9 protein-coding genes (1 of these 9 running past the window's edge) are annotated in these 8,871 nt (G+C 60.5%); 4 read left to right on the top strand and 5 right to left on the bottom strand.

The genetic code is table 11. The features are described 5' to 3' along the window. The 3 genes from U0023_RS19935 to U0023_RS19925 form a co-directional block, all read right to left on the bottom strand. A protein-coding gene (locus tag U0023_RS19935) for a carbohydrate ABC transporter permease (protein WP_009491764.1) crosses the window boundary here: on the bottom strand, positions 1-811 show its 5' portion. Its footprint begins 68 nt before the window's first position; the window shows 811 of its 879 coding nt (coding positions 1-811); it begins with the start codon at positions 809-811; its stop codon lies off the left edge, out of view. 86 nt (positions 812-897) lie between these two features. Then, a complete protein-coding gene (locus tag U0023_RS19930) occupies positions 898-2,124 on the bottom strand; it encodes an ABC transporter substrate-binding protein (RefSeq protein WP_210161003.1) in 1,227 nt (408 codons plus the stop codon). 470 nt (positions 2,125-2,594) lie between these two features. Continuing rightward, positions 2,595-3,782: a metallophosphoesterase gene (locus U0023_RS19925; protein WP_009491758.1), complete on the bottom strand. Its 1,188-nt coding sequence runs from the start codon at positions 3,780-3,782 to the stop codon at positions 2,595-2,597. Between the two features lie 98 nt (positions 3,783-3,880). Between U0023_RS19925 and U0023_RS19920 the strand changes: the two genes are divergently transcribed. After that, positions 3,881-4,147, top strand: coding sequence for a hypothetical protein (locus tag U0023_RS19920; protein ID WP_154661048.1), 267 nt, complete (start codon positions 3,881-3,883; stop codon positions 4,145-4,147). Positions 4,148-4,408: 261 nt separating this feature from the next. Here U0023_RS19920 and U0023_RS19910 read toward each other — a convergent pair whose 3' ends face one another. Continuing rightward, positions 4,409-5,242: an ABC transporter permease gene (locus U0023_RS19910; RefSeq protein WP_009491756.1), complete on the bottom strand. Its 834-nt coding sequence runs from the start codon at positions 5,240-5,242 to the stop codon at positions 4,409-4,411. Between the two features lie 188 nt (positions 5,243-5,430). Between U0023_RS19910 and U0023_RS19905 the strand changes: the two genes are divergently transcribed. From U0023_RS19905 to U0023_RS19895, 3 genes are all read left to right on the top strand, one after another. Next, positions 5,431-5,709 (top strand): hypothetical protein, encoded by a 279-nt coding sequence (locus U0023_RS19905; protein WP_009491755.1) that lies wholly within the window; start codon positions 5,431-5,433, stop codon positions 5,707-5,709. Positions 5,710-6,286: 577 nt separating this feature from the next. After that, positions 6,287-7,042, top strand: coding sequence for a calcium-binding protein (locus U0023_RS19900; protein ID WP_009491754.1), 756 nt, complete (start codon positions 6,287-6,289; stop codon positions 7,040-7,042). Between the two features lie 221 nt (positions 7,043-7,263). Continuing rightward, positions 7,264-7,704 carry a hypothetical protein gene (locus U0023_RS19895; protein ID WP_009491753.1) on the top strand — a complete coding sequence of 147 codons (441 nt, stop codon included), beginning with the start codon at positions 7,264-7,266 and terminating at the stop codon, positions 7,702-7,704. Between the two features lie 110 nt (positions 7,705-7,814). On the opposite strand, the gene U0023_RS19890 is transcribed toward U0023_RS19895, so the two are convergent. Then, complete coding sequence (locus tag U0023_RS19890; protein ID WP_052600524.1) at positions 7,815-8,474, bottom strand: hypothetical protein; 660 nt, start codon at positions 8,472-8,474, stop codon at positions 7,815-7,817. Positions 8,475-8,871: the final 397 nt, after the last annotated feature.

Here is an 8,871-nt window from a genome sequence, read left to right as displayed (position 1 = left end):
CCACCAGAATGACAGCAGCCTGGCCCATTCGGAAATATTCGAAGCTGTACTTGTAGCCGATGAGGTTGAGCGTCTCCGACGCGTAGCCCGGGCCACCGCCCGTCATTGCGAAAATGATGTCGAAGGTCTTGAGGGCATCGATCAGACGCAGGATGACGGCCGTGATAATGACCGGCATGACCATTGGGATCGTGATGAGCCGGATGATCTGCCACTCGTTTGCGCCGTCGATGCGTGCGGCCTCTGCCGGCTCGTCAGAAAGGGCGGCAAGGCCGGCGAGCACGATCAGCGTGATCATGGGAGTCCATTGCCACACATCGACGACCACGAGGGAGAATATGACCGTGCTGGCAGCGGAGATCCAGGAGCTGGGCGGCAGCCCGAGCGCCTCCAGAACGTAATTGGCCAATCCGATCGTCGGATCGTAGAAGAGATTGAAAACGATGCCCACCGCGACCGGTGTCGCGACCAGGGGCAGGAGAAGCAGCAGCTTGACCACGCTCCGCCCCACGAAGGCTCGATTCAGCAACAAAGCGGCCGCCACCCCGAGCACGGCCTCAACTGCCACGGCCGAGACGGTGAAAACCATCGTGCGCCACAAGGCCTGCAGGAAGCGGGGCTCGATCAAAACCTGAGCATAGTTGTCGAGACCGACGAACGATGGCGCAGCGCCCGACGTCAGCGTCCAGTTCGTCAGACTGATATAGGTGGTGTAGAGGACCGGAAAGACCATCAGCAACGCGACGAATAGGATCGCCGGCAGAGGATAGATCCATCGGATGTTGCTGTCCGCGTAACTGTTCTGGGTCATGAACTCTCGACGGGTGAAAGCGCCAGGCGCTGGGTATTTCCTATCAATGCCGTGCCGCCCGTGGGCGGCACGGCTTACCGATGAACTTACTGTCCGTACTCGCCCGTATCGCGCAGCAGCTTGTTGACCTTGGCGGCACGGTCCTTGGCCATCTCGTCGATCTGCGGCGAAGCACCCTTCGTGTTGATCGATTCAAGAACGATCTCGCCGATCAGGTCGCGGGCCTCGCCGACTGCGCTCATGAAGGGGCGATCGGTGGGATAGCCGTTCTTTGCCACGAACGCGCGCGTCTCGACCAGGCCGGGATCGACCTTGGCGACGACGGCAGGATCTTCCCAGACGGACGTGCGTGCCATCGTGATGTTGCCGACCATCGCCTTTGCCGCCAGCTCCTTGCTGGTCGCCCAATCGAGGAAGGTCTTGGCCAAGTCTTTCTTCTTCGACTGGCTCGCTACAGCAATTCCCCAGGAGGTCGCGTAGAAGGGAGAATTGGTCTTAGGTCCAGCCGGGAAGTTGGCGATGCCGATCTTGTCGGCCCCGAGCGACGTCTTCGCGGGATCGGTGATCTGACCATAGAAGACGGACGCATCCGTCCACATGGCGATCCGGCCTGCCTGGAACAACGGCAGGATGTTTTCCCACGACATGGACGTCACACCGCGGGGGCCGTAGCTTCCGACGACCTTGCCATAATAGCGAATGCCGTCGACAGCCTCCTTCGAGTCGAAGACAGCAACGCCCTTGTCGAGGTACTGGCCGCCGAAATTATAGACATAGCTCGACAGCTGGGTCACCGCCGCGGCGCCCTTGCCGCGGGATGCGAGGCCCGCCACGCCTCCGGTGTTGAGCTTCTCCGCAGCGGCTGCCAGCTCGTCGAAATTCGTCGGGACCTTGATCCCTGCGGCTTCCAGAAGGTCCTTGCGATAGAACAGGACCTGCCACTCCGTGACCAGCGGAACGATGTTCGGCTTGCCGTCGTAGGTCACGATGCTCACCGTATTCGCCGGGTAGTCGGAGAAGTCATACCCGCTGAGTGGCTCATACCACTTGTTCTTGGCGAAGAGTTTTCCGTCCTGCAGCGGGCGAGTCATGAAAACGTCGACAGACGACGAATTCGTGGCGAACTCGGTGGTCAGCTTGGTCGAGAGCTGGCTTTCCTGCAGGCTCTCGACATTCACCTTAATTCCGCTCTGCTGCTCGAACTGCGGAATTGCCGCCTTGAGGATATCGCCATAGGGATGGTTGGCCAGAAGGACGCGAATTTCCTTCGTCTGGGCCATCGCACCACCGCTCAGACCCAGTCCGAGGGCCATGGCCAAGCTAAATTTCCAAATCGTTCTCATTTTTCCTCCCATTGGAGCGATGCAATAGTCCTTCGCGCACTAACGAAACATTATACCATCCGAATGCGCGACGACGCCGAGCCCTGGCTCCAGTAGCTGCTGGTTTGCGCGCCGTTCATACAGCCGCCTATCTGGAACGGCAAGCTGCCGCACGTGCCGTGCCGCCGTCACGTTTCCGTCAGACGTTCCGCCAACGCAATCCTGTCGAGCCCATCTCTATCCAGAGCCACGGCTCCATCGCCTGCTCTCCCGCAAAGATGCATGGGACATTGATGGAGCTGCGCGCGTGCGGGCAAGTTCAGTAGGAAAATTTATAAGGGCATCTGGCAGCCGACCTTGTCGAGCATCTCGTCGAACCACGTCGGCTCGTGGGCCCCTGCCCTGATGGCGTCCATCCGCAAACGAATTGAAGCCCTCTCACCTTCCCGCATCATAAGAAACTAAGGCGATGAGACGGAAGCAAGCTCTCGCTTCGAGCTCGTCATCGGAAGTACGAGATGACGATTGTGCTGTGCCGCGCGTCGCAGGGTGATCCGCGTCAGCTCGGACGGGCGGCCGAGTCTTAGCGCGAACCCGGGCCAAAGTGCTGTACCGTTGTTCACATAGAGCGTCATGTTTCCGACTTGGTACTGGCCCGAGACGAACCCGTTGTTGGCACGCGCGACCAGTCGGTCAAGTCCAAGGATCATGCCGCCATGGGTATGGCCCGACAATTGCAGAGCAATACCGCGTTCAGCGGCCCGCGCGGCATTTCTCGGTTGGTGGTCGAGCAGGACAATCGGAGCGTCTGCCGGCGCACCCGCAAGGGCGGCAGACAAATCCGGGGCCGGGTTCCGGGTCCTGGAGGCTGACAGGTCGGTGACACCGGCCAATACGAGCTTCCCGCCATCGCGGTTCAGGACCACATGATCGTTCGTGAGCACCTGCATCCCCAGATTGGCATATTGGCGCATCCACTCCTCGTAGCCGAAGAAATACTCGTGATTTCCGGGAACGACCCAGACGCCGTCCTTCGCATGCAGATCGCGCAGGGGTTCCACGTCCCTGTCACGTGCGTCAAACGATCCGTCGATCAGATCGCCTGTCACGACGATCATGTCGACATCGAGCGCGTTGGATTGCATGACCATCGCCTGCGTCCACTCCCTGGGAAACAGGCGACTGATGTGAAGATCCGTGAGCTGGAGAAGCCTGTAGCCTTCGAACTGCGGAGACAGGCCCGGGATGGCGATCTCCACATCCTTGAGCGGCGGGACCCTTATCGCCTGAGACACGCCCAGGGCCGAGATCAGCATGGCGGCGATCCCAGCCGTGTACCGCGCGCCGTCCGGCGTCGCCCAGCCATCAGGTCGAACCATCCTCACGACGAGCGCGGCCACATCGAGCGCGATCTGCATCCCGGCCAGCAGCACGATCGCCCCGAACGCCCAGTTGAACAGGAGGACGATGGCACGCGGGAATTCGGGCGAGAAGACCGAGCCCGACGAAAGGCGGCTCCACAGATGGTATTGCGATGCCATGAGCAGGGCAACGGCGAGAGCGATCTTCACGCCCGGTGCCCAGGGAAGCGGCCACACGAATCTCACGAGGACATAGATGCTCGGCAGTGCGAAAGTCAGGTGGAACATGGACGTCCTTGTCGCGAGGGATTTGAGGCCAGACCATATGGCCATCCTTCGGCGAATATTAGGAGGCGACATGAACCCGGGTCAATTTACCGGAATCGGTGCCCGACCTGACTTCACTGCCATCCCTGCGACCTTCTGAACGCGGCCTGCTATTGTGGACCGTGCAGGCCGGCATTCAACGGGCAAAGCTGCGTCGCAAGTCCTGCGCCCTCGATCCAGCGGTGCAGGAGGAAGCCTGGCAGTTCGACCTCGTGGTTCGCTCGCCGACTTTCGAAACCGAACACCTCTTGGTAGCGGACGGGAGGCGCGACTTGGCAGATCGCGTGACCGAACCGCCCGAGCAATGCGCGATGATGGTGCCCTGAGAGAATACGCTCCACCTGACGGTGCTGCGACAGGATCCGGGAGAGCCGGTCGGCCCCATCGAAAAGAAGGCAGCTTGTTCGGGAAGAACCAGCTCTCCGCGACGGTCCAGAGCAGCATGTTCAGGAGCGGCCCGAAGATCGCGAAGGCGATAAGGCCGAGCACAATTCCTACGCAGAGACGCTGGATCCACCTTGTGCCGGTCCAACTCCGTTCATTCCAGGTCGACAGAATGGAGGATGAGGCGGCGAATGACGAGTTGCTCATGCGACTGCCCTGGATTTGTCTCTGGAAGCCTGACGCAGATACAGCCAGGCCACGCCGCTGGTGAGGATGATCGAGATCACGCCCAGCGCGTTGGCTACACCGTAATCGCCGTAAGCATTGATGCGGAACGCCATGTTGGCCGTAATCGTCGTGGGCGTCTGGGCGTTGATCATCAGGGGCACCGAGAGGACGGACATCATGGTCACGAAGCTCAAGGTCAGACCGACGGTCAGGCTCGCGCGCACTTGAGGCACGATGATCTCGATCAGGATCCGCGGACGCGAGGCGCCCAGGTTCCGGGCCGCCTCGATGGTTCCCCTGTCGAGAGAAGCCATGGCGCCCGACAGAAGCAGCGCAACGAACGGCGTCTGCTTCCAGACGAACGTAACGATGATGCCCCGCCAGTCGAGAAGACTGGCAGCGTTCAGGGGACTGAGAAGATCCAACCGGATGAGCGTGTTGTTGAGCATGCCGTTCTTGGCAAGGAACGTGCGCATCACCTGCCCGGCCACGACGAAGGGGATGAAGAGCGGCCAGCGATAGAGCCATTTGAGGATCGCTACCGTGCGTGGGTTTTCTCCCAGCACGAGATATCCGCCGATGGCGGTCGAGAACAGACCGATCATAAAGGTCGAAAACCCGATGATCATCACCGTGAAGATGATGTCGCTGCGATAGAGCTCGTAAACCTTGACGATATTGGCCCATCCCCAGCCATCCGGCGTCTGAACGGAGCTGACGAGCGAGTAGGCGAGCGGATAGACGAAGAACAGTGCCACTGTCGCCAACGCAGGAGCAACGAGGGCGGGACCAAGGACTCGTGGGTGCATGGAATTTCCTGAAACCAGCCCATGACGAAGCTCACGCCGGACATGCCGCCCTTGATGCCGTTATAGCCGAACTGCCTGGGGTTCTTCTTCACCCAATCCACCAGCTCGTCGTCGGTGGCCGGCACCGTCTTCACGAGGTCGCGATTGTAGGCGACGGCATGACGCCAGATTCCGCCGGGATACGAGGCATGCTTCACGATGCCCGCCAATTCGATCCCGGCACCATCGATTGGTCCGGCGACGATCTCGGCGGCCTCGCTGCGGAAATACGCCTGAACGAGGCCGCTATAGCCGGCAAGATGGGTCGGCAACGGCAGAAGGGTCGGGGATCCGAGCAGACCCGTCTCATTGAGAGACAGCCTCGAGGCGTCACCTTCCGCATGAAGGCGGATCAGGTTGTCGGCGCCCAGGAATGTCGCGACGAACGCGCTTGCCGGATTGTGATAGCCGGCGGCAGCGCGAGTTGAGATGACATGTTTGAATTACCCGACGACCCTCAAGCCTCAGCGTTGACTTGCTTAAAAACTCTCGAACGAGCTTGGCGACAGTTTCATGACAATGGGACGATTAGCCTAGCTATGCCGGTAGTCCTCTTATTGACATAGTTAAGAGAATTGCGTCCGACGGCTCCTTGAGACGCGAAGGCCAGAATCTCTTCCCACCACGCATAATAGCTGTATGTCGAGAATGGAGGCAGCGCTTCGAGTTGATGCTCGCCTTTCCGCTGAGAGCCCGGCTGGGTGAGGCGACAAGGAAGGCAGTACATCCGTGCCAATCCCTGTCCCTCGGGCCAAGCGGCCACGGCGCCCGTCTAACGAGGTTCGGTGACGGCTTCGTGACGATCCGATCCTGCCCTGAAATATGGACGGGTCGGCCAGGCTCTTATGGTGAGGCATCGAGCGGCTGGCTCAAAATGTCAATGAACTGTCCCGTGCGATCAAGCATATCCCGGCGGAGTGAGGAATTCTGTAAGCCACGCAAATCCGAGGTCCGATACCGCCCGGATCGATTGCGGTATCCGAGGAGGCAGATGCGGAGGCATCCATGGCGACCTTTTATGGGAACGATTGGCCGAATCTGATCCGGGGAACCTCAGGCAGCGACGTGATCTACGGCTTCGGCAGCGGTGACGACCTCTACGGCAATGGTGGAAACGACGCTATCTATGGCGGCTGGGGCTACGACATCGTCTTCGGTGGCGATGGCGACGATTACCTGAACGGTGGAGACGGCCCCGACGACCTTTATGGTCAATCGCGGAATGATACACTCGTCGGCGGCTATGGTTTCGATTTCCTCTTCGGCGGAAGCGGAAACGACCGCCTGTCCGGTGGAGCGAATGACGATAACCTGTATGGCGGTTCAGGACAGGATAGCCTCTCGGGAGGTTCCGGCGCCGACCTCCTGGAGGGTGGCACGGGACCCGACATTCTGACCGGCGGCACCGGAGGCGATGCGTTCGTATTCTCGAAGGGCTCATCGGGCATCACGACTGCAAGCGCAGACACGATCACCGACTGGAGTGCAGGCACCGACTGGATCGGAATGCCAATCGCAGGAACGTCGTCGAACTACCGGGAAGCCGGCACGACCGCGACATCCATCGCGGATGCGGCAGCCCAGGCGGAGGCGACGTTCACCAACTCCAGGATCGTGCACGTGTTCCTGTACCACCCCGGGACGGATACGGGATACCTGCTCTCGGACCTCGACAACGATCATCAGTTCGAGACTGGTGTTGTTCTGAAGGGCGCTGGCAGCGCAGCGGATATGAACTACCGCTCCATCATCTATCTCTAGAGCATCGGACGGAAAAGTGGACCCGGTTTTCGCTGACGCGGCCCTCCGGCTCATCCGATGCGCCATGCGAGAGAAGGAGCATCGGATGAATCCCATAAGTAGTGTCCACTTTTGGGTCTGAGGCTCTAACCGTGCAGCGCGTTCCCTGTGGATGCGTGACGCAAGTTGCAAGACGAGACCACGATCGACTGGGGGAGAGGAATAAGGTTCGGGAGGTTGTCATGAGGAAAATTGCGACACTTGCTGCGGCTGCCCTGATCGCGACCGGCAGTGTTCAAGCCGCCCATGCGCAATATTGGCGGGGCCCCGGGTGGGGCTACTATCGTGGTGGTTACAATTATGGATGGGGCGGCGGCGCCGTGGCCGCAGGGCTGATCGGCGGGGCTATCCTCGGAGGATTGATCACGGCGGCAGCAACGCCAGCTTACGGCTGGGGATATGCATACCCGCCCGTCGGCTACGGCTACTATGGACCTTGGCCAGGCTATGCCTATCCCCGCCCCGTCTATTACGCTCCCTACTACTACCCGCGTCCGGTGGTTTACGGACCGCGCGTCTATCCCCGGGCCGTCTATTACGGGCCTCGATACTATGGCGCGTATAGGGGTTATTACGGCCCGCGCTACCTGGGCCCGAGGGTCGCTTACCGCCGGTATTATTGAGGTCCTGTCCCGCGGTCGACGCAGTTTAGAGAGCCTCTTCACGCCGATGGAGAGGGCTCTCGACAGTTGATCTGACCGCGCCGACAGCGCGTCGGCGCGGTCAGCCCATTCTAGTAGCTGCAGACCTGCTCGCGGCGGATGAAAACGTTCCCGTTCACTCCTACGACGCGCCGGCGGATCCAATAGCAATCCTGAGCGGACGCAACCGTCGAGTAGTAGTTCGGGTAATAGCCGTAGTACGGGTAATTATAGCCGTAGTAGCCATAATCATAATAAGGGTAACTCCAAGCCCCGAGCGCTAAGCCCGTAGCCAGAGCAGCCCCGTAATATGGATAGCGACGGTAATAGCCGTAATACGGGTAACGGCCGTAGCCGTAATAGGGATACCGGCCGTAATAGCCTCGATTGTAAGGCCCATAGGCCCCCGCAACACCCCGGTAGTAAGGTGCGCGTGCGCCATAGCCGAAGCCATAACCGGGCCGCCCGAGCGCAGCCATCCCGAAATCGCTCCGACCGGGCCGTGCAACCGCAATCGATCCTGTGGTGAGGCCACCCATCCCTCCACGGAAGCCGCCTCCGCCGGGTGGAATGAACATCCTTCCTCCACCGAAGCCACCGCCGCCGAAACCACCGCCGCCGCGGAATCCACCTCCACCGCCAAATCCTCCACCGCCGAACCCGCCATGGCCGCCACGTTGTGCTACGGCTTCGCCTGGAACGAGAAGAGCGCTGATCGCCAAAGCGCCGATCGCCAAGATAACCCTGTTCATTGCCAACCTCCCTGTCGCGCTTGGGTCACCTCAAGTGCGAGGCCGAAATGTCTCGATCGTTCTACTATGATCCTCTCCCATGGGCCCGCTTGATCCTTTGAGACAAATGCTTGGCACTTTTGATGGACAGGCTCGCGCATTTCGTCACAGGCACAGGCCGACGCGGCTTATCTGACCGGCGTCACGGTCAAGCCGGGACTTCGGCGCCATGCCAGAAGTCTCGGCAGGGGCTAAGGGCGGGAATGGATCGCGGTAACCCGATTTGATCGCTTGGGCCTCGCTGCCGAGATCTTTCGGGAACGGCAGCCGAAGCCACGGCTCCGCCCTCGCCCGCCGCTCTACAGGTCAGCGGGCGCGTCGTTCCCGAGAAAATCGGATCGAATTTCGTCGACGTGGC

This window comes from Microvirga lotononidis, assembly GCF_034627025.1.
Lineage (GTDB): Bacteria > Pseudomonadota > Alphaproteobacteria > Rhizobiales > Beijerinckiaceae > Microvirga > Microvirga lotononidis.
The sequence above is the reverse complement of the archived record's forward strand: the minus strand, read 5'-3'. Positions and strand labels throughout refer to the sequence as shown.